Source organism: Sulfitobacter noctilucae (assembly GCF_000622365.1).
Classification (GTDB): domain Bacteria; phylum Pseudomonadota; class Alphaproteobacteria; order Rhodobacterales; family Rhodobacteraceae; genus Sulfitobacter; species Sulfitobacter noctilucae.
In genome coordinates this window covers 166082-185038 of sequence record NZ_JASC01000002.1, presented here as the reverse complement: position 1 = coordinate 185038, position 18957 = coordinate 166082, and the positions used below count along the sequence as shown (strand labels likewise).

Annotated in this window: 19 protein-coding genes; 9 read left to right on the top strand and 10 right to left on the bottom strand. The window is 59.4% G+C overall.

Going from position 1 to position 18957, the window contains the following annotated elements:
• Positions 1–12 precede the first annotated feature (12 nt).
• Both Z945_RS0102065 and aspS read left to right on the top strand, forming a co-directional pair.
• Positions 13–312: a PAAR domain-containing protein gene (locus tag Z945_RS0102065; RefSeq protein WP_025050463.1), complete on the top strand. Its 300-nt coding sequence runs from the start codon at positions 13–15 to the stop codon at positions 310–312.
• Between the two features lie 117 nt (positions 313–429).
• Positions 430–2280 (top strand): aspartate--tRNA ligase, encoded by a 1851-nt coding sequence (aspS, locus tag Z945_RS0102060; protein WP_025050462.1) that lies wholly within the window; start codon positions 430–432, stop codon positions 2278–2280.
• A 34-nt stretch (positions 2281–2314) separates the two neighbouring features.
• On the opposite strand, the gene Z945_RS0102055 is transcribed toward aspS, so the two are convergent.
• Positions 2315–2791: a hemerythrin domain-containing protein gene (locus Z945_RS0102055; RefSeq protein ID WP_025050461.1), complete on the bottom strand. Its 477-nt coding sequence runs from the start codon at positions 2789–2791 to the stop codon at positions 2315–2317.
• Positions 2792–2947: 156 nt separating this feature from the next.
• On the opposite strand from Z945_RS0102055, the gene Z945_RS0102050 reads away from it, so the two are divergent.
• Together Z945_RS0102050 and Z945_RS0102045 are read left to right on the top strand one after the other, a co-directional pair.
• Positions 2948–4330 carry a DUF1800 domain-containing protein gene (locus tag Z945_RS0102050; RefSeq protein WP_025050460.1) on the top strand — a complete coding sequence of 461 codons (1383 nt, stop codon included), beginning with the start codon at positions 2948–2950 and terminating at the stop codon, positions 4328–4330.
• Between the two features lie 11 nt (positions 4331–4341).
• Entirely contained in the window at positions 4342–5499 is a 1158-nt protein-coding gene (locus Z945_RS0102045) for a DUF1501 domain-containing protein (RefSeq protein WP_174412321.1), read from the top strand.
• Between the two features lie 9 nt (positions 5500–5508).
• On the opposite strand, the gene Z945_RS0102040 is transcribed toward Z945_RS0102045, so the two are convergent.
• A complete protein-coding gene (locus Z945_RS0102040) occupies positions 5509–5688 on the bottom strand; it encodes a hypothetical protein (protein WP_025050458.1) in 180 nt (59 codons plus the stop codon).
• Positions 5689–5856: 168 nt separating this feature from the next.
• Here Z945_RS0102040 and Z945_RS0102035 point away from each other — a divergent pair, with 168 nt between their 5' ends.
• Positions 5857–6588, top strand: coding sequence for a GNAT family N-acetyltransferase (locus Z945_RS0102035; RefSeq protein WP_025050457.1), 732 nt, complete (start codon positions 5857–5859; stop codon positions 6586–6588).
• A gap of 100 nt (positions 6589–6688) precedes the next feature.
• Here the strand turns inward: Z945_RS0102035 and Z945_RS0102030 are convergent, their stop codons facing one another.
• Positions 6689–7408, bottom strand: a complete 720-nt coding sequence (locus tag Z945_RS0102030; protein WP_025050456.1) for a response regulator — start codon at positions 7406–7408, stop codon at positions 6689–6691.
• 131 nt (positions 7409–7539) lie between these two features.
• Between Z945_RS0102030 and mce the strand changes: the two genes are divergently transcribed.
• On the top strand, positions 7540–7944 hold the full coding sequence (gene mce / locus Z945_RS0102025; RefSeq protein ID WP_025050455.1) for a methylmalonyl-CoA epimerase: 405 nt from the start codon (positions 7540–7542) through the stop codon (positions 7942–7944).
• A gap of 3 nt (positions 7945–7947) precedes the next feature.
• Complete coding sequence (locus Z945_RS0102020; RefSeq protein ID WP_025050454.1) at positions 7948–8241, top strand: DUF1467 family protein; 294 nt, start codon at positions 7948–7950, stop codon at positions 8239–8241.
• Here Z945_RS0102020 and Z945_RS0102015 read toward each other — a convergent pair.
• The 4 genes from Z945_RS0102015 to trpS all read right to left on the bottom strand — a co-directional run bounded on the left by Z945_RS0102015 (position 8201) and on the right by trpS (position 11708).
• The gene (locus tag Z945_RS0102015) at positions 8201–8908 is read right to left on the bottom strand and encodes an EI24 domain-containing protein (RefSeq protein WP_037970285.1); all 708 of its coding nucleotides are present in this window, start codon (positions 8906–8908) and stop codon (positions 8201–8203) included. The two genes, Z945_RS0102020 and Z945_RS0102015, sit on opposite strands and share 41 nt — an antisense overlap.
• Complete coding sequence (locus Z945_RS0102010; protein ID WP_025050452.1) at positions 8893–9471, bottom strand: nitroreductase family protein; 579 nt, start codon at positions 9469–9471, stop codon at positions 8893–8895. The genes Z945_RS0102015 and Z945_RS0102010 overlap by 16 nt, the downstream gene beginning before the upstream one ends.
• Positions 9472–9475: 4 nt before the next feature.
• The gene (locus Z945_RS0102005) at positions 9476–10582 is read right to left on the bottom strand and encodes a class II histone deacetylase (RefSeq protein ID WP_025050451.1); all 1107 of its coding nucleotides are present in this window, start codon (positions 10580–10582) and stop codon (positions 9476–9478) included.
• A gap of 109 nt (positions 10583–10691) precedes the next feature.
• Entirely contained in the window at positions 10692–11708 is a 1017-nt protein-coding gene (gene trpS, locus Z945_RS0102000) for a tryptophan--tRNA ligase (RefSeq protein WP_025050450.1), read from the bottom strand.
• Between the two features lie 74 nt (positions 11709–11782).
• On the opposite strand from trpS, the gene Z945_RS0101995 reads away from it, so the two are divergent.
• On the top strand, positions 11783–12469 hold the full coding sequence (locus Z945_RS0101995) for a rhomboid family intramembrane serine protease (protein ID WP_025050449.1): 687 nt from the start codon (positions 11783–11785) through the stop codon (positions 12467–12469).
• A 55-nt stretch (positions 12470–12524) separates the two neighbouring features.
• Here the strand turns inward: Z945_RS0101995 and murJ are convergent, their stop codons facing one another.
• Complete coding sequence (gene murJ, locus Z945_RS0101990) at positions 12525–14066, bottom strand: murein biosynthesis integral membrane protein MurJ (RefSeq protein WP_025050448.1); 1542 nt, start codon at positions 14064–14066, stop codon at positions 12525–12527.
• Between the two features lie 64 nt (positions 14067–14130).
• Entirely contained in the window at positions 14131–14994 is an 864-nt protein-coding gene (locus tag Z945_RS0101985) for a LysR family transcriptional regulator (RefSeq protein WP_025050447.1), read from the bottom strand.
• A 98-nt stretch (positions 14995–15092) separates the two neighbouring features.
• Between Z945_RS0101985 and Z945_RS0101980 the strand changes: the two genes are divergently transcribed.
• Positions 15093–16151: a sodium-dependent bicarbonate transport family permease gene (locus Z945_RS0101980; protein WP_025050446.1), complete on the top strand. Its 1059-nt coding sequence runs from the start codon at positions 15093–15095 to the stop codon at positions 16149–16151.
• A gap of 20 nt (positions 16152–16171) precedes the next feature.
• Here Z945_RS0101980 and Z945_RS0101975 read toward each other — a convergent pair whose 3' ends face one another.
• Positions 16172–18955: a [protein-PII] uridylyltransferase gene (locus Z945_RS0101975; protein ID WP_152541026.1), complete on the bottom strand. Its 2784-nt coding sequence runs from the start codon at positions 18953–18955 to the stop codon at positions 16172–16174.
• Positions 18956–18957: the final 2 nt, after the last annotated feature.

Below are 18957 nucleotides of genomic sequence, written 5' to 3'. Positions count from 1 at the left end.
GGAGCCAGTCACATGAGCAAACCCCTCGCCGTCGTCGGCATGATGCATGTCTGCCCCAAGGTTGCCTCTGGTCCGCGCCCGCATGTGGGAGGGCCTGTCATCACTGCGGGGCAAAGCCATGTGAAATTCAACGGTATCCCTTGGGCCGTTGAGGGCGGGGCAGCGCTTTGCACGGGGTTGCCCGGCCCGGACAAACACAAAAAGGGATCGTCGAAGGTCAAGATCAACGGCAAAGGCGTGATGCGGATCGGTGACAGCACCGCTCATGGCGGCAAGATCGTGGCCGGTATCCCGACGATCAAGGTCTGCTGATCCCCGCAGCGGACCGCTGCGCCACGCATTGCCTGGATTTCTGCACCTACCCTTGACTTCCCCGCCGCCAAAAGGTGTACCTGCGCCAACAAATCCAGCCCTCGAAAGGGACCGCTCATGCACGCCTATCGCACCCATACCTGCGCCGATCTGAACCTCTCAAATAAGGGCGAAACCGTGCGTCTTGCCGGTTGGGTCCACCGGGTGCGCGACCACGGGGGCCTGCTGTTCATCGACCTGCGTGATCACTACGGCATTACCCAAGTGCTTTGTGACCCCGATAGCCCGGTGTTCAAAGAAGTCGAAAAGGTTCGCTCTGAATGGTGTATCCGCATTGATGGCGAGGTCAAACCGCGCGACGAGAGCCTGATCAACAGCAAGATCCCCACAGGCGAGATCGAGGTGTTTATCCGCGATATGGAAGTGCTGGGCAGTGCAGCCGAATTGCCGCTGATGGTGTTTGGCGATCAGGAATACCCTGAAGAAACGCGCCTGCGCTACCGCTACCTCGACCTGCGCCGCGACAAGATGCAGGAAAACATGGTGTTGCGGTCTGACGTCGTCGCGTCCATTCGCAAACGCATGTGGGACAAGCAGTTCAAAGAATTCCAGACCCCGATCATCACCGCGTCCTCACCCGAAGGCGCGCGCGATTTTCTGGTGCCTTCGCGTCTGCATCCCGGCAAATTCTATGCCCTGCCGCAGGCCCCGCAGCAGTTCAAGCAGCTGCTGATGGTGTCGGGCTTTGACAAATATTTCCAGATCGCGCCCTGTTTCCGCGATGAAGACCCCCGTGCGGACCGCTCGCCCACCGATTTCTACCAGCTCGACTTGGAGATGTCCTTTGTCACCCAGCAGGATGTCTTCGACACGATCCAGCCGGTCATCGGCGGCATCTTTGAAGAATTTGGCGGCGGCCGGAAAGTCGATCAGGAGTGGCCACAGATTTCCTATAAAGACGCGGCATTGTGGTATGGCTCTGACAAGCCCGACCTGCGCAACCCGATCAAGATGCAGGTGGTCAGCGAGCATTTCGCAGGCTCCGGTTTTGCGATCTTTTCCAAACTGCTGGAGCAGGAAGGTACGCAGGTCCGCGCCATTCCCGCACCCAAGGGCGGCAGCCGCAAATTCTGTGACCGGATGAACGCCTTCGCCCAAAAGGAAGGTCTGCCCGGCATGGGCTATATCTTCTGGCGTGAAAAGACCGCTGATGCCGTGGCCCAGGAGATGGGCATCCCGGTCAAGGAAGCGCAGGCCAAACTGAAGTCAGGCGAAGTCGAAGGCGGCATGGAAGCGGCAGGTCCACTGGCCAAAAACATCGGACCAGAGCGCACTGAGGCCATCCGCCAGCAACTGGGTCTTGGCATCGGCGATGCTGCGTTCTTCCTCGGTGGCAAGCCCAAGGCATTCGAGGCCATCGCAGGCCGTGCCCGCAACATCATCGGCGAAGAGCTGGGCCTGACCGATCAGGACCGTTTCGCTTTTGCCTGGATCGTCGATTTCCCGATCTACGAAAAGGACGAAGAAACCGGCAAGATCGACTTTGAACACAACCCGTTCTCCATGCCGCAAGGCGGGATGGAGGTGCTTCAGGGTGATCCGCTGGAAGTGCTGGGCTATCAGTATGATCTGTCGTGCAACGGCTACGAACTGGTGTCGGGTGCCATCCGGAACCACAAGCCAGAGATCATGTTCAAGGCATTCGAGATCGCTGGCTACGGCGAAGACGAGGTGCGCAAGCGTTTCGGCGGCATGGTCAACGCCTTCCAATATGGCGCGCCACCCCACGGTGGGTGCGCGGCGGGCATCGACCGGATCGTCATGCTGCTGGCCAACGAAAACAACATCCGCGAGGTCATCCTCTTCCCGATGAACCAGCGCGCTGAAGACCTGATGATGAATGCCCCCAACGATCCGACGTCGGATCAGTTGATGGAATTGGGCCTGCGCGTCATTCCGCAAGAGTAAATAAAAAGGGCCGCTCTGATGCGGCCCTTTCTTTTCAGTCTTCGAGACTGTCTTCCTTCTTCTCTTCGATCAGCCCGCGCTCTTCTTTTTTGCGCGCTTCGAACCGTGAACCATAGCCTTCGATTTCGCTGTCTTCGATGACCTCTTTGGCGCGGGTGAATACCTCATCCTCTTCCTCATCCATGTGATGTTCGTAATCATGCTTGAGGGTTTTGAACTTCGTCAGCCAGCCCGATGATGACATATCCATGTCGTTCAATTCTTCCATCAAATCGTCCAGTTGCTGATGCTCGTGCACCGAATGGCGCGCCGCATCCTGACCCCAGGTCTTCGAGATCAGCTTGGAATAAAACGTCTCTTCTTCGGCGGCGGCATGGGATTTCACATCGTGATAAAAGCTGTCCCAGGCCTCCTGCCGCTTGCTGCTGTTACCGCTGGTATCGGCAAGCTCGTTCAGCAGAGCGCGATGATTGTCGTGATCGGCTTTGATGGCGTCATAAATATTGGGCATGAGATTTCCTTTGAAATATATCTGGTAAAACGCGGCAGTGCCAATGCAGGTTCCAGATCGACGGGCGGAATATAGCGTTCGACCGATTGCAGTGATGAAACACTGCCCAAGATCGCCTATATGAGAGGGGACCAAGACTGTAACACAGGTTTCCCTTTGTCCTTTGATCCTATCCTCGCAGAACACCGCTTCGGTTATGGACACAGCATCGGTCTGCGCGGCCCAGAATCTTTAGATACCATGTTGGCAGCGCTGGCCGGACCTGACCACGCGCAGGCAGAATATCCCCTGCCGCCCTTCCGGCACATACAGGACACCTTCGTTCTATGGCGCAGGTTTCAGCGGTTCGGGCGCGCCAACCCGGACAGCAAAGAAGGTAAGAGCGCGGCCGAGAAAGCGCAGAACATCCGCCGCGAAGCCCGCGAGGAACATGCGCAGTGGTTCATCCGCCATCAGCTGCGCCGCATCAGCACCCGCGATGGTCTGCGCGAACGCCTCGTGGCTTTCTGGGCGGATCATTTCACTGCACGGGGCAAAAACCTGCTCCTCAGCCACGCGAACCCCGCCTACGTGGATGAAACCATTCGGCCGCATGTCGCTGGCCGCTTTGCCGATATGCTGATCGCCTGCGTGACCCATCCGCTGATGTTGCATTATCTCGATCAGAACGCCTCTGCCGGTCCGAACAGCCGGTTGGCCCGGCGCAACGACCGCGTGCGCGGTCTCAACGAAAACCTCGCGCGCGAAGTGCTGGAATTGCACACCTTGGGCGCGGGTGGGCCATACACCCAGCAAGACGTACGCGAATTGGCCGAGCTTTTCACCGGCCTTGGGGCGACCCGCGACTGGGGGTTCAAATTCCGCTCTGCAATGGCCGAACCGGGGGGCGAGACGGTGTTGGGTGCCACCTATGGCGCCAAGCCCAGTATGGATCACATCCGCGATGTGCTCACCGATCTGGCCCATCATCCCGCCACAGCAGCGCATCTGGCGCGTAAGATTTGCGTGCATTTTGTGTCCGATACCCCAAGCAAGGCTTTGGTCGCCCATGTGACCCAAGCCTTTCTTGATACGGATGGCGACCTAATGGCCTGCACAGCTACTTTGCTGAATCACCCCGACGCATGGGACACCACCGCGCCCAATATCCGTACGCCGGATGAGTTCGTCAGCGCCAGCTTGCGAACGCTGGGTATCGGCGCAGATGCGCTCGAAAAGCTGCGTCTTTCTGACGTGCGCAAACACTTTTTCCGCCCTCTCAGGCGCATGGGGCAACCGTGGTACGCGCCCGGTGGTCCCGACGGTTTCGATGAGGCCGACGCCGCCTGGATCACACCGCAGGGCATATCGGCGCGGATGGACTGGGCGATGACCGTGCCAAGCCGGTTGATGCAAAACCTGCCCGATCCCCGCACGTTCGTTGATCATGCGCTGGGCGGCCGTGTGCCAAAGCCGGTGCGCTTTGCCGCACAGGCCGCCGAGAACCGTGCAGTGGCGGTTGGCCTCATCCTGTCTTCTCCCGCGTTTCAACGCCGATGAAAGAGAGACCCATGATTTCACGCCGAGACTTCCTTGCCCGCAGCGCGTTCATCGGATGTTCGCTTGCTGCCAGCCCGCTGGCCACGCCCGTTACCTTCGCTGCTGCCGCCTGGGACGCACGGCTGGTCGTGATCATCCTGCGCGGCGGGATGGACGGGCTGGATGTCGTGCGCCCCGTGGGTGATCCGGCCTATGCCGCCTTGCGTCCGACTTTGGCTGCGGCAAATCTCGGTCTCGATCTCGACGGCTACTTCCAGTTGCACCCCGCACTTGCGCCGTTGATGCCGCTTTGGCAGCGCGAAGAGCTAGGGTTTTTCCACGCTGTCTCGACTCCTTATCGGGACAAGCGCAGCCATTTCGACGGGCAGGACATACTGGAAGCCGGCACTGATCCACGCGGCGCATTTGCGCGGGGGGGATGGTTGAACCGGATGTTACAGGTGATGCCCGATGTGCGGGCCGATACCGCCTATGCCATTGGGAATAATGATATCCGTGTGCTGAACGGTGATGCGGCGGTGGCCAATTGGGCGCCTGATGCGCGTCTCACGCTCAGCCCCGCCGCCCTGCGTCTTGCCGAATTGGTGATGGAAGACGACCCGGCCCTGCATGCCGCAGTCGCAGAAGCCCAGATGCTGTCAGACTCCACTGCGCCGGGCGGAGGCGGGGGGAGGGCTCATCAGAAAGTCGCAAGGTTTGCCGCCGATCGTTTGCGCGGTTCGGCCCGCATTGCGGCCTTTTCCCTGAATGGATGGGACACGCATCGGCGGCAGGACCGGTCGCTGCCTCGTAGCTTGCAACAGCTATCCGAAACTCTGCTGACTTTGCGCAGCGGCGTGGGCGCGGATGTCTGGGGCAAGACGGCTGTGATCGCGATGACGGAATTTGGACGGACGGCGCGGGAAAACGGCACAGGCGGGACGGATCATGGCACAGCCGGGCTGATGGTCATGGCCGGTGGTGCGGTGCGTGGCGGGCAGGTAATGGGGCGCTGGCCGGGCCTTGACCCGGCAAACCTGTACCAAGAGCGTGATTTGATGCCGACCGCCGATGTACGCGCACCTGCGGCATGGATCATGCGCGGGCTGACGGGCCTTGACCGCAGTACCCTTGAAACAAGCGTCTTTCCCGGTCTGCAAATGGGCTCGGATCCGGGTTTGCTGCGCTAACCGCTCTGATCAAAAGAAATTTTGATCAATCATAAAATCGCCGGTGTTTTCTGCCAGGCCTTCCGATCCGGACTGCAAAACGGTCACCGTCATCGCCGCGAGGGCCACCACGGCTGCGGTCAATACAATCCAGTCGACCGTGACGGCGCCGGATGTGTCTTTGCAAAAACGCTTGAGCTTTGTGGTCATCATTTTGTCTCTCCTCTGCAGGCAGGGGGTGCCTTGCTCTGCCCAGATCATCCTATATTTGTGTGGCGGATTTATGCGGTGCCTGCGTTCAGAACGGGGATAATTCTTGCAACTTGTGTTGTATTTTAAGGGCTTGGCGCGGCGTAAACTTGGCCCTAACGTGGTTTGATGACCCAGGATAAATCCTCTTCGCGTCCGCTTGGCGCTTTGTTGCCCCACTGGACGCCGCCGCCGGCACCGGACAAAATCCGGCTTCGCGGAAGTTTCGCAGAACTCGCCCCGCTTTCTGCCGAAGAACACGCAGCACTCTTGTATCGTGCCTATGCAGGTCACGACGAGATTTGGGATTATATGCCGAACGGCCCGTTTTCCTCGGCGGCGCAGTACCATAGGTGGGTGCGCGATCATGAGGGCAAGCCGGACCCTTACTTTCTTGCTATACGCAATCTGGAAACCGATCAGTGGGAGGGTGTGGCTAGCTTTCTGCGCGTCAGCCCCGATGCGGGATCTATCGAGGTTGGTTTTATCAGCTATAGCCCCTCGTTGCAGCGCACCCGTGCGTCGACTGAGGCGATGTATCTGATGATGAAGTGGGCCTTTGATGCGGGCTACCGGCGGTATGAATGGAAGTGTAATGCCCTCAACCTGCCCTCCCGCGTAGCTGCTCAGCGACTTGGGTTCAGTTTTGAAGGGGTGTTCCGCCAAGCGGCGGTCGTTAAAGGACGCAACCGCGATACCGCATGGTTCGCCATTATTGATGCGGAATGGCCCGCGTTGAAAGAAGCCTTTGAGGCATGGTTGGCCCCCAGTAATTTTGATGCAAAAGGCCAACAGCGCGAGCGTCTGGGCGATCTGACCCGGCTTGTTCGGGTCTCAAGCGACCCCGCACTTGATCCTTAGTGGTCCGCTAGGATGTAGGCACGTTGGCTCGGGCGCATTTGAAGCAGAGGGGACAGGCGCGCAGTCGCTCTTTTACCTCATACGACTATTTTCCACGTCCCTAGATCGCAACGCTCTCGGACAGTCGGTTCTGGATCAAGCCGGCAATCTTTGCGGTTTCAGATGCGGCGGTCTTGCCCATCGCCCGCTTTTCTGCCAGCGCCTTGGCTGCGTCCTCCAACACCCTGTCACCAGCTGAACGGGCGACACCGCTTAGGAATTGCGCGACATAGTCGAGGATATGTTCCGTTATCTGCTCATCCAGTACATCCGCGATATGGGCCATATCATCACGGTAGGCGAGCCTGTCCGGCAGAATGGCTGAATTATCCACCTGCCGTGGTCCTTTGGGGTGTCGTTCGGGAGGCAGCATCGCCAAAATCTTCTCCTGAAACTCGCCAAGCGACAGGATTGGTTTCTCCATAAACCCGTCCGCCCCTGCAGCCATCGCTGCAGCTTCAAGATGACGGTCACCGGAGATGGCAAGAATACCCTCCACACGGGGGCTTGCCTCATTCAGTTCTTCGATCAATTCGGCACCATTGCCGTCTGGCAGCCCAAGGTCGATGATCACAACCGAAGGGCGATACACCCGAAAGTGCCGCCGGGCCGACCGCAAGCAATCCGCCCGTCTGATTCGCGCACCAGAGCGCAGGCATAAAAGGCGCATTGCTTCGCAAGCGAAACGGCTGTCTTCCACGACAAGGACGGTCAGCCCCAGTAGCGGGCGCGCGGCAGTTGGCGCGGGGATATTTGCCGCGAAAGGGTCATTCGTATCCATCATAGCCTCCAGGTTGCAGAGCCCTATCGTTACCCAAGGGTGGCTAACAGGGAGTTAACGTGACGCATTGCCCTTCGGGTTTCTGAACGCCATAACCGGGCTGATACTTGCAAGCCCGAGGAGCTGTCCCGATGATCGGAAGATTGAACCATGTTGCCATTGCCGTGCCTGACCTTGAGGCCGCCGCAGATCAATATCGCAACGCATTGGGTGCCAACGTTGGGGCCCCCCAGGACGAACCCGACCACGGTGTGACGGTGATCTTTATCGAACTGCCAAACACCAAGATTGAACTGCTGTATCCCTTGGGTGATGACAGCCCGATCAACGGCTTTCTCGAGAAAAACCCGGCGGGCGGCATTCATCACATCTGCTACGAAGTCGACGATATCATCGCGGCCCGCGACCATCTGAAATCCACCGGCGCACGCGTGCTGGGCACCGGAGAGCCCAAAATTGGCGCGCATGGCAAGCCTGTGCTTTTTCTGCATCCTAAGGACTTTAACGGTGCCTTGGTCGAGCTTGAGCAGGTCTGAACAATGGGTGTTGTATCAGGGCTGGTTCTCTATGCGGTCATATGGGCGATGTGTTTCCTGATCGCGCTGCCGATCCGTGTGCAAACCCAGGGTGATTTGAACGACATCGTACCCGGCACCCATGCCGGATCTCCCGAACATCACCACCTGCGCAAGAAAGCGTTCTGGACCACCGTTGTTGCGGCGATCCTTTGGGCCATCGCGGCCACGGTGATCCTGTCGGAATGGATCAGCGTTGATGATGTGGAAAGCCTGTTTAGAGCTGGCGCGTGGTCAGGCCGTGAAATAGATGAGTAAATGTTGCAGCGCCGATAATCGGAACCAATAGGTTCAACAGCGGCACTGACAACGGCATCGCCATCAGCACACCCGCGACCCAGATCGTGCCGCTGAATTTCGCCCTGAGCTGCTTTGCCTCTGTCCGGCCAACGCGCCGGATCGCGACCATGGTGAAATATTCCCGGCCCAGCAAAAATCCGTTCAGTCCCCAAAAGATGAACAGGGCCAATGGTGCAAGGAAGATATATAGGACGATGGCCACGAGGTTTGCCGCCACCAGAACGCCAAAGAAGTTCACCGTATCACGGATCGCATCCCCCCAGGACACCGACTGGGGCGCTGGCAGTTGGGGAAAGTGCGCGACTTCGACCGCATCTGCCACTTCATCCAGAAACATGGATGTGATGGTAGAAGCGACGGGTATCATCAGAAATATCGACAAAAACAGCAGCAAGAACACCGCGCCCCAGGATAGCAAATCATCAATCCATGTGACTTCGCCCAAGACAGGCAGCCAGACTTCTTCAGGTGTGATCCAGTCGGTGAATCCTGCAAAACCGGCGGTAAAGCCGATCAACAACACCAAAGACAGCACTACGCCAAGGGCAAAGACCCGGCGAAAGCGCGGATCGGAAAGCTGGCTGACAGCCAGTATAAATGACCGAAAGATCAGTCCGATAGCCACGTGGTGATCCCTTGGATATCCGGGCGCGGGCGCTCTGGCGGGGCGGCGGTTTCGGTGCCGATGTGGATCAGTCCAGCGATGCATTCGTGCGGGGCAAGGCCCAAACCCTCTTCCATGAACCCACGGTCATGGCTGGCCCAACCGCTAAGCCAGTTGGCGCCCCATCCAGCTGCAAGCGCCGCATTCAGCAGCGCCAAACAGACCGCACCGGCGGAATACGTCTGTTCCAGCGCCGGTATCTTGGCCGAGGGCTTTTGAACCTCAACCACAACCACTGCAAGATTACCGGTGTCGAATTGATTGCGCCCTTTGGCAATTTGTTCGGCATCCAATCCCAAGGCCACACCGCGGGCCTCTGCCACATCGGCCAACCGCGCCATCGCAGGCTTTTCCACGACGATAAAACGCCAGGGCTCCAGCTTGCCGTGGTCCGGCGTACGGGCCGCAGCCGTCAGTAGCGGCTCCAGCGCCAGTCTGTCCGGCACTGGCTGGCCCAAAGTCTTGGCGGGCCGCGAGCGGCGGGTTTGCAGGAAATGTAACGCTTGCGCGTTCAACTCTGGCATTAGATCAAAGCTCCAGTTGCAGGGCCATATCGTCGATTGACTGGCGTAGGAATGCATCAAAGGTGGGGGAAGGCTGGCGCGGTTTCAAGCCGGGGGCCATCGGATCAGGCGCTTCAATGCGGCTGCCTGACAAAGCGGTCAGCGTGGCATGGCCGCAAAACGGCACATAGACTTCGGAATAGCCGCCCTCATGCACCAGCACCAGCTTGCCGTCGCAGAGCCGTTCTGCCGCATCTTTGATGCGCGTTGTCATCACTCCAAAGGTCTCGGCCATCGCCTGCATCCGCGCCAGCGGGTCCACCACCGCCGCGTCATAGCCACAGGCGACGATGATCATATCGGGCTTGTAGGCTTCAAGCGCGGGGATCACGACGCGGTCCATTGCGTGTAGATAGGCATTGTGGCCAGAGCCCGCGTGCATCGGGAGGTTGATGTTATAACCCTCGCCTGCACCGCGCCCTCGATCTTTCAAAGCACCAGAGGTGATGGGGTAATTGCCGTCCTGATGCATCGAGAGGGTCAGCACTTCGTCGCGGTCATAGAAAATCGCCTCGGTGCCGTTGCCATGGTGCACATCCCAATCCACCACCGCCACACGTTTGACCAACCCCTTGGCGCGCGCGGCCTCAATGGCAATCGCGATATTGGCGAGCAGGCAGAAACCCGCAGGGCCATCCGCTTCGCAGTGGTGCCCGGGCGGGCGGCTGAGCGCATAGGCATTGTCGAGGGTCCCAGAGGCCACAGCATCCACCGCGCCCACCGCCAGCCCGGCGGACACAGCGGCAATCTCGTAGCCGCCGCTGGCAAAGGGTGCATGATGCCCGATCTCTCCGCCGCCTGCGTCGGACATGGCTTTGAAAGCATCGAGATAGGACACCGGATGCACCCGCTCCAGCATCTCGCGCGTCGCAGCGGGGGCGCCCTGCATCGCAAGCTCGGCAGTCAGGCCGGTCACATCCATCAGGTTCTTTAACCGCCGCTTGGTTTCAGGGTTTTCGGGGATACCGCCAGCGGCCAAGGGCTGCACCAGTCCGCCGATATGCATCGTAAAAGCGTAATTCCCGCCCGCATGCCAGAAACAGCGTTCGTCCCAGAAAAATCCCGTGCTCATGTGATGTCCTTTCTTGCAATGCGCCGAAGGTGGCGCAGTGCTTCAGGTTTGTCCATAAGACCAAAAGAAGGGAGCTTTGGCAGGGCACCACAGCCTTTGACGGGCTGGCTTAGCCAACCATGCCCACGATCTCATAGGTTTTCTTCAGGATCGGCGTTGCGATCTCACGGGCCTGACCGGCACCTCTTGCAAGAATACGGTCAATCTCGGCGGGGTCAGCCATAAGCCGCGCCATCTCGGTCGAGATGGGCGAGAGTTTGGCGACCGCAAGCTCGGCCAAAGCCGGCTTGAACGTGCCGAACTGTTGTCCGCCCACATCACGCAACACCTCTTCGACCGACTGCTCGTTCAGGCCTGCATAGATGTTCACCAGATTGCGCGCCTCTGGCCGGTCCTTGAGACCATCCACCTCGGAGGGCAGGGCATCGGGGTCGGTCTTGGCTTTGCGGATTTTCTTGGCGATGGCATCGGCGTCATCGGTCATGTTGATGCGGCTGGCATCCGACGGATCGGACTTTGACATCTTCTTGGAGCCGTCCCGCAAGGACATCACACGCGTCGCGGCACCCTCGATCACCGGCTCGGTCATCGGGAAGAAATCAACCCCGTAGTCGTGATTGAACTTGGCCGCGATGTCGCGGGTCAGCTCAAGATGCTGTTTCTGGTCCTCGCCCACCGGCACATGGGTCGCGTGATAGACAAGGATGTCGGCCGCCATCAGCGCAGGATAGGCGAAGAGGCCCAGCGATACATTCTCGGTGTTCTTACCGGCCTTGTCCTTGAACTGTGTCATGCGGCCCATCCAGCCCATGCGGGCCACGCAATTGAAAATCCAGCCGAGCTGCGCATGTTCGGGGACCTGGGACTGGTTGATCAGGATGGATTTCTCCGGCGATACGCCCGAAGCGATAAAGCCTGCGGCCAGCTCGCGGGTATTGTGCGCCAGATCCTTGGGGTCCTGCCAGACGGTCATCGCATGCATATCGACCATGCAATAAACCGTCTCGAATGCTTCGTCCTGCATCGTGACAAAACGTTTGATCGCACCCAGATAATTCCCCAGCGTCAGACCGCCGGATGGCTGGATACCGGAGAAAACGCGCGGGGTGAATTTGGGATCGGACATGTCATACCTCGGAGGGCTGGATTAACGGGCACTTGCGGCGTAACTCTAGGGCCTGCCGCAGTCAAGGAGCGCCCATGCAGGACCCCGATTTCGAACCCCCCATCAATCCGCTGCCACCGATCGTCACACTGGTCTTTCTGGCGATCGCAAGCGTCGAGGCAGGGCTGTCACTGGGCGAGGCCGGTATTTTCGGCGGTCCGGGGGCTGTGGGGTGGCGGCTGGGCCTGATCCGGGACTACGGGTTCTCAGGCCAGATTTTTGACTGGATGCTAGCCAACGGGCAGTGGCCATTCTGGGAGGTCATACGCGCCTTTACCTATCCGTTCATCCATTTGGGGTTCACCCACGCACTTTTTGCGATGGTTCTGCTTTTGGCGCTGGGCAAGCTGGTGGCCGAAGCGATGGGCCCGGTGGTCTTTGGTGTGATCTTTGTTGTGTCCGGGGTTCTGGGTGCAGTGCTCTATGCGGCTCTCCTGAACGATCCCTCCTGGTTGGTCGGGGCCTACCCCAATGTCTACGGTCTGATTGGCGGCTATTCTTTTGTGATGTGGCGGCAGTTGGCAGGCACGGGTGCGCAGCAATACCGTGCCTTCTCCCTGATCGCGTTCCTGATGGGCATCCAGCTGATCTGGGGCATCTTCTTTGAGGTTGGCACCCAATGGGTGGCCGAGCTGATCGGCTTTTTCGTAGGCTTCGGTCTGTGTTTTCTATTTGCGCCCGGCGAATGGGCACGGGTGCGCGACAGTCTCAGACGGCGTTAGGCGAAGCTGGCGGTGTGTCGGGTATTTGGAAAAGGGTGAAGCAGAGGCGCGTGCTTTACTTGCGGCGCAGGGACGCTTTGACCTCTGACAGGTAAAGACCGCCGAACGCCTGTGCTGCGCCGAAGAAGCTGACGGCACCAAGCGCGATCAGGAGGATGAGGCCCAAGCCACGCCACCAGGGCGTGTTCAGCAAAGTCTCAAGCGCTGCATTGCCGAACTTCAGTGCAACTCCCATGACCAGGGCCGCCGCGACGATGCGCCAGATGCGTTTGCGGAAACGGTCATCAAAGCGCACGGCGGTGCCATACTGGCGCGCACCCAGAGCGAGGCAGGCGACCATCGTCCAGCCTGCGACCGTGGTGGCGATGGCGGGTGCAATCCAGCCGACGAATGGCGCAAGACCAACGGCCAGCACCACATTCACCACCATGGCCACGATGGCATAATGAAACGGGCGGCGGGTGTTTTCGCGGGCAAAGTAGACCGGCTGCATTACCTTCTGTAGCACAAAAGCAGGCAGGCCAAGGCCGTAGACCGCGACGGCGGCAGCGATGGCAGCGGTGTCATCGACCGTAGACGCGCCCCGTTCAAAAAGCACCGAGACCAGTGTCTGCGGCACCACCATCAGCGCCACGGCAGACGGAATCGTAAGCGCCAGCGAGATTTCGCCCGCACGGCTAAGCGCAAAGCGTGCGCCCGTATCATCACCCGCTCGCAGGCGCCGCGACAGGTCAGGCAACAGCACGATGCCCACGGCGATCCCGACAACACCCAAAGGGAGCTGGTACAGCCGGTCCGCGGCAAAGAGCCATGAGACAGCCTTGTCATACTGGCTGGCCACCAGTTGGCCGACCACCAGATTGATCTGCATCACGCCCGATGCCATCGCAGCGGGCAGGGCGATGACGATCATCGCTTTCATCTCGGGTGTCCAGCGCGGCAGAGCAGGCCGTAGGGCAAAGCCCGCCTGTGCCGCAGCGCGCCAAGTCAGCGCCAGCTGCGCTACGCCTGCAACGGGGATAGACCAGACCAGCCAGTCGATCACCGCGCCGCCCAGAAAGGCACCTGCCAGCATTGCAGCAATCACGAAGATATTCAGCAAAACGGGGGCCGCGGCCGCAACTGCAAAGCGGCCCGTGGCGTTCAGAATGCCGGAAAACAGCGCGGCAAGTGACATGCACAGGATGTAGGGAAAGACGATGCGGCCATAGCCCACAGTCATGTCAAAACGCGCGTCGCCTGCAAAACCCTCGGCGGTCAGCCAGACGAAACCGGGCATGAAGATCATTCCCAGCGCCACGAGAATCAAGACAACTAACGCCAGTCCGTTGAACGCATCCTGCGCGAAAGCCCCGGCCCCCTCTTCACCCTCGAACTTTTTGGAGAACATGGGCACGAAAGCCGCGTTGAACGCACCTTCGGCGAAAAAGCGGCGGAACATATTGGGCAAGCGGAAGGCGGCGACGAAGGCGTCCATCACCGGGCCGGGGCCGATCAGCCCGATCAGCATCGCCTCGCGTGCAAACCCCAACACGCGGCTAAGCAGGGTCCAGACACCCACGGTGAAAAAGCCGGACATCAGGCGGATGGGTTTCATGGGGTGCTTTCTGCTTGGCGTTGCGGCCAGTCCTAGCGCGGAGCGCAGGGCCGCGCAATCTGGATCACGGTGCGAGCAGGCCCGCCAAGGCCCGGTGCGGAAAGCTGCGGCGCGGCGTGACCGCATAGAAGCTTTCGACCAGAGGCAGATCAAAGAGCGCGGTTTGGAGCATCCCTTGGGCGATCTCGCCTTCCAATACGATGGCGGGGGCAAGGGCAACGCCGGCATCGGCGCGGGTCAGCAGGCGCACCATCGCCATGTCATCAACCTCGGCCTTGATCTGCGGTGTGATTCCCAGATGTTCGGTCAGGCTGTCGAAATCACTGCGGATGGAACCGCCGGCCGGAACGATCAACGGCTCATGCGTCAGAAGCGCCTCAAGACTGTCGTGCCGCATCCGGTCGGGGTGGCCGTGCAGCCCCACTGCCTGCTCGTCAATACGGCGTGCAATCAGGTCAGGACCCTGAGCGGCTGTGGGGCGGTCGGTCGTCAACACCACGTCAAGCGCGAGCGAGGTCAGATGGTCAAAAAGCTCTGCCGCGCTGCCAGAGCGCAGGGTCAATGTGACATCAGGGTTCGCGAGCAATGGTGCGATGAACCGCAGTTGGAAGTTACGTGACAGCGTCGACAATGCGCCAATGCGCAAGGGAGTTGCGGTTTCGCCAGCCTGCGCCAATGTGGCAAGAAGCTCCGCCCCGGTGCCAAAGATACGGTCGGCATGATCCAATGCGATCCGTCCCACCTCCGTCAGCACAAGACGCCGCTCGATCCGGTCAAAAAGCGGATGGCCCAGCCGCGCCTCCAACGTCTTGATCTGCGCCGACAGTGCCGATTGTGATAGGTTCAAGCGCTCAGCAGTGCGGGTCAGGTTGCCATCATGGGCAACCTCGCGAAAATAACGCAGGTGATGATAGTTCAGATTGTCCATCGTTCTACTTTATAGAACGTAACCGCAATAAAGATATATTTTTATTCTTCCGCTACCTCCGACATACCCCGCTGGACTGCAAACAGGGGAATGAGGCGATGGAAATAGTCTGGGACGTTATTGGCACCGTGGTGGCGCAGGTGCAAAAGCCAACGCTGGCGTTCTTGATCGGGGGCATGATGCTGGCCGCCTGCGGCAGCAAACTGGAGGTTCCGACGCCGGTTTATAAATTTGTCGTCATGGTCCTCTTGCTCAAGGTTGGTTTGGGTGCCGGCATTTCGGTACGCGAAGCGGATCTGGTCGCACTTGCCGTGCCCGCAATCCTGGCCGCAACGGTCGGCATCGGGATCGTCCTGATCGGCTCTGGCACTCTGGCGCGGTGGCGTGGTGTGTCACAGATGGACGGAATGGCGACAGCAGGTGTATTCGGCGCGGTTTCGGCATCGACGCTGGCTGCGGGCATGGCGATGCTCGACGCGGAGCAGATCGCCTATGAGGGTTTTATCGGCGCGCTGTATCCCTTCATGGATATCGCGGCATTGGTCACGGCGATTGTGCTGGCGCGGATATCGGTGGCCCGCAAGACCGTCTCGACATCTTCTGACGGCACAATGATGATAGGAGGCGGCACGTCAGGCACAAGTGCAAGCTTTGACGGGCAGATCATCAGGGATATCTCACGCGATACCTTCCAAAGTCCAGCAATCTCGGCGCTGGTACTGGGCATCGTCATCGGCGTACTGGGGCGGCCCGAGACAGTCTACCACAGCTTTTACGAGCCGCTGTTCAAAGGTCTGCTGTCCATCCTGATGCTGGTGATGGGCATGGAGGCTTGGTCGCGGCTGTCAGAGTTGCGCAAAGTGGCCGGGGCCTATGTGCTTTACGGTCTTGGCGCACCTTTAATCCATGGTTTACTCGGGTTTAGTGCGGGACTGTTGGCGCATCATCTGACCGGCTTCTCCGCTGGTGGCGTGGTGCTTTTGTCTGTGATGGCGGCGTCCAGTTCGGACATCTCCGGCCCGCCCACCATGCGCGGTGCTCTGCCAGAGGCCAACCCTTCGGCCTATGTCGGGGCCTCAACAGGATTGGGCACGCCTGTTGCGATCCTGAGCATTCCTTTGTGGATTGCCTTGGCTGATCTGTTCATTGGCCTCTAGCATCCAAAGACGGGCAGCGGTCATTCTGCTGCCCGTTCTACCCCATCAGCAATCGCCTGTCGCAGACGCTTTTCGAGCGTCCGCTGTTTACTTTCCGTATAGTATTTCAGGCCGAACATATCCTTGACGTAGAAGGTATCGACCACCTGTTCGCCATAGGTCGCGATGACGGCATTGGCGATATAGACATTGCTGTCGGCCAGACTGCGCGTCAGATCATAAAGCAGGCCAGGACGGTCGCGGGTATCCACTTCGATGATCGTGTAGATCTCCGATCCATCGTTATCGAATGTGATATGCGTCGGCACCCTGAATGCGCGTTCGCGTTTCTTGACCTTGTCGCGGGATTTCAGCGCGTCACGGGCGATCACCTCGCCACGCAGGGTCTTGATGATCATCGAACGCATCCGGGGCAGCTTGGAGGCTTCAAAGGCGTTGCCTTCAAAATCCTGTATCCAGAAAGCATCGGTGACATAGCCGTCTTTGGTCGTATAGCTGCGGGCATCAACGACGTTTGCCCCCACCAGGGCCAGCGCCCCTGCAAGTCGGGCGAAGATGCCATGATGGTCCGGCATGACAAAACAGGCCCGCGTGGCATCGCGGTCCTCATCAGGGTGCAGATCAATCCGCACATCCTCGGTGCCGATGTCGCGCAGTAGTTCGGCGAATGCGACATGCGCCGTCACATGCAAACCCTGCCAATAAGGGTCGTAATGGCGTCCGGTCTCTGTCGTCAGTGCCTTGCGTGGCCAGTCCGACAGCGCCTCGCGCAGCGCCTTCTTGGCTTCAGCCCCCCGGTTGGCGCGGTTCAGGTCTTCCAGACCGGTTTCCAGCGCCCGCTTGGTCTGACGATAAAGCCCGCGGATCAGCGCCGCTTTCCAGTTGTTCCAGGTGTTCGGCCCAACCCCGCGAATGTCGCAGACGGTCAGGACACAGAGCAGGTCAAGCCGCTTGACCGTTTGCACCGCTTTGGCAAAGTCGCGCACTGTGCGCGGATCGGCAATATCGCGCTTTTGCGCCATATCGGACATCAGCAGGTGATAGCGCACAAGCCATTCCACCGTATCAACTTCTTCCTGCTTCAGCCCCAGTCGCGGTGCCACGGCCCGCACAATCTTGGCCCCGAGGATCGAATGATCCTCCGACCGGCCCTTGCCGATGTCATGCAGCAGCAGTGCCGTATAGAGAATCTTGCGGTTCACGCCGCGACTGAGGATCGAAGAGGCGACAGGCAGCTCTTCCTCAAGCTCGTGTTTCTCGATCATCGCAAGATTGGCGATGGTCTGGATCGTGTGCTCGTCCACCGTATAGCTGTGGTACATATTGAACTGCATCATCGCGACGATGGGTTCGAATTCGGGAATGAACGCAGACAGCATGTTCAATTCATTCATGCGACGCAAAGCGCGTTCTGGGTTGCCGTGTTTCAGCAACAGGTCATAGAAAATACGCCGTGCTTCGGGTGCAGTCCGCACCTCATTGTCGATCAGATGCAGGTTGGCCTTGATCAGACGCATCGCATTGGGGTGGATCAACATGCCCGTCCGCAAGGCTTCCTCGAAGATACGCAGCAGGTTCAGCTTGTCGTCAAGAAACGCCGTGTCATCGACGATAGCCAGGCGATTGTGCACCACCTCGTAGCCGGCTTTCACCCGTGGCCGGCGGCGAAAGATCCGCTCCAACAGGGGTTCCGGTTTTAGATGAATGGCCTCTAGCCCGGTCAGGAAAATGCGGGTCAGGTCGCCCACAGCGGTGGCGTGGCGAAAGTAGGCCTGCATGAAAACCTCAACACCCCGACGCCCGGCGGTGTCTTTGTAGCCCATCGCCTGCGCCACCTGCACCTGCATGTCGAATGCCAGCTGTTCAGTTGCCCGGTTGGATAGCAGATGCAGATGCCCGCGCACCGCCCACAAAAACGACTGAGCCGCGCGAAAGGTCTCGAACTCATCGGCACGAAAGACTCCACGATCGACCAGCTCGGCGGCGCGGTTGACCTTGTAGATGTATTTGGCAATCCAGAACAGCGAATGAAGGTCGCGCAGCCCGCCTTTGCCTTCTTTCACATTCGGCTCGACCACATAGCGTTGGCCCTGCTTGACGTGTCGGCGATCGCGCTCGTCCAGTTTGGCTTCGATGAAATCAGTGCCGGTGCCGGAAAAAAGGTTTGCATCAAGCGCCTCGCGCAGATCCTGCGCCAGCGCCGCATCGCCGGTGATTAGCCGGTGTTCCAGCATAGCGGTCTGGATGGTGAAATCCTCGGCACCCAGACGAATGCAATCCTTGATCGTCCGTGTGGAATGCCCGACCTTCAGCTTCAGATCCCAAAGCATGTAGAGCATGCTTTCGACAACGCTCTCGGACCAGGCGGTGGCTTTGTACGGGATAAGAAACAGCAGATCGACATCCGAAAAGGGCGCCATTTCGCCCCGGCCATAGCCCCCCACGCCAATAACGGCCAGCCGCTCACCCTCTGTCGGGTTCGGCTTCGGGTGCAGCTTTTGTGCGGCGAAATCCAATGTGGTGCGTACCAGGTGATCTGTCAGATAGGTATAAGCCCGCGTCATGCCGCCCGCATCAAAGGGCTTCGCGGCAAACGCCGTTGCAATAGCATCGCGTCCGATTCGCTGGGCGTCGCGGAGGATGTCGACCACGGCCGTGCGCGCCTCTGCCGGTGGCAGATCACCGATGGCGTCAGTAATCTTTTGCGCAATAACGGGAGCGTCAAATATCTCCTCTGGCGCACAAATCAGGCGAGGCTCTTCAGCCACGCCTGATGTCGGGTTCAATACTGCGGCTTTGCCCAAGA

Excerpts from the sequence above, each read along its gene's own strand:
- Z945_RS0102065 (WP_025050463.1), top strand. The coding sequence starts at position 13 with ATGAGCAAACCCCTCGCCGTCGTCGGCATGATGCATGTCTGCCCCAAG.
- aspS (WP_025050462.1), top strand. The coding sequence starts at position 430 with ATGCACGCCTATCGCACCCATACCTGCGCCGATCTGAACCTCTCAAAT.
- Z945_RS0102055 (WP_025050461.1), bottom strand. The coding sequence starts at position 2,791 with ATGCCCAATATTTATGACGCCATCAAAGCCGATCACGACAATCATCGC.
- Z945_RS0102045 (WP_174412321.1), top strand. The coding sequence starts at position 4,342 with ATGATTTCACGCCGAGACTTCCTTGCCCGCAGCGCGTTCATCGGATGT.
- Z945_RS0102040 (WP_025050458.1), bottom strand. The coding sequence starts at position 5,688 with ATGACCACAAAGCTCAAGCGTTTTTGCAAAGACACATCCGGCGCCGTC.
- Z945_RS0102035 (WP_025050457.1), top strand. The coding sequence starts at position 5,857 with ATGACCCAGGATAAATCCTCTTCGCGTCCGCTTGGCGCTTTGTTGCCC.
- Z945_RS0102030 (WP_025050456.1), bottom strand. The coding sequence starts at position 7,408 with ATGGATACGAATGACCCTTTCGCGGCAAATATCCCCGCGCCAACTGCC.
- mce (WP_025050455.1), top strand. The coding sequence starts at position 7,540 with ATGATCGGAAGATTGAACCATGTTGCCATTGCCGTGCCTGACCTTGAG.
- Z945_RS0102020 (WP_025050454.1), top strand. The coding sequence starts at position 7,948 with ATGGGTGTTGTATCAGGGCTGGTTCTCTATGCGGTCATATGGGCGATG.
- Z945_RS0102010 (WP_025050452.1), bottom strand. The coding sequence starts at position 9,471 with ATGCCAGAGTTGAACGCGCAAGCGTTACATTTCCTGCAAACCCGCCGC.
- Z945_RS0102005 (WP_025050451.1), bottom strand. The coding sequence starts at position 10,582 with ATGAGCACGGGATTTTTCTGGGACGAACGCTGTTTCTGGCATGCGGGC.
- trpS (WP_025050450.1), bottom strand. The coding sequence starts at position 11,708 with ATGTCCGATCCCAAATTCACCCCGCGCGTTTTCTCCGGTATCCAGCCA.
- Z945_RS0101995 (WP_025050449.1), top strand. The coding sequence starts at position 11,783 with ATGCAGGACCCCGATTTCGAACCCCCCATCAATCCGCTGCCACCGATC.
- murJ (WP_025050448.1), bottom strand. The coding sequence starts at position 14,066 with ATGAAACCCATCCGCCTGATGTCCGGCTTTTTCACCGTGGGTGTCTGG.
- Z945_RS0101985 (WP_025050447.1), bottom strand. The coding sequence starts at position 14,994 with ATGGACAATCTGAACTATCATCACCTGCGTTATTTTCGCGAGGTTGCC.
- Z945_RS0101980 (WP_025050446.1), top strand. The coding sequence starts at position 15,093 with ATGGAAATAGTCTGGGACGTTATTGGCACCGTGGTGGCGCAGGTGCAA.